The following is a 618-nucleotide window of genomic DNA, read 5'->3' on the forward strand; positions in this document are numbered from 1 at the left end:
GTTGGCCAGGGCATGGCGCTTGAGCCAGGCCCAGAGATACTCCACTGGATTCAGGTCCGGGCTGTAGGGCGGGACAAAGGCCATCTGCACTGCTCCACCGGTGCTATCGAGGTAGTCGCGCACGATGCGACTCTTGTGCTGTGCGGCGCCGTCCCAGATGATCATCAGGCGGCGCTTGAGGTACGCGCGCAGCGCCTTGAGGAACTCCACGATCTGTGCGCTCTTGATCGCGCCGTCGTAAAGGCGGAACAGGCAGTTGTGATAACTCATTCCCGCGATGGCCGAGACATGTTTCCAGTTGAAATGAAACTGGATGACTGGCGTTTGACCTTTCGGCGCCCAGGTGCGCACGCGCGTGGGTCGCTCCGAGAGCCCAGACTCGTCAATGAAGACGATCAGCCGTTGCTCCCGCGTACACTTTTTTTGAGCGCAGGCCAGGTCTTTTGCTTCCACGCCAGCACGGCGTCCTCGTCGCGTTCGATAGCGCGTCGGTCTGGGCGTTGGGGCGAGAAGCCGAGCGAGTCCAGGATGCGCCAGACATGGGCCTCGTTGTATGACACCCCGAAGCGTTGCTCGATGAGTAGACGCACCCGTTTGAGCGTCCACAGTTCGGTGCCA

At 61.2% G+C, this 618-nt stretch carries 2 protein-coding genes; both read right to left on the minus strand.

The genetic code is table 11. The annotated features are described in order from the left end of the window. The coding region (locus ACYP5B_RS47920) for an IS630 family transposase (protein WP_459574428.1) at nucleotides 1-453 on the minus strand (453 nt) is incomplete at its 3' end. Further along, on the minus strand, nucleotides 396-618 hold a 223-nt coding region (locus tag ACYP5B_RS47925; protein WP_459574430.1), incomplete at its 5' end, for a helix-turn-helix domain-containing protein. The genes ACYP5B_RS47925 and ACYP5B_RS47920, both read right to left, overlap by 58 nt.

This window comes from Cupriavidus sp. 8B, assembly GCF_054589115.1.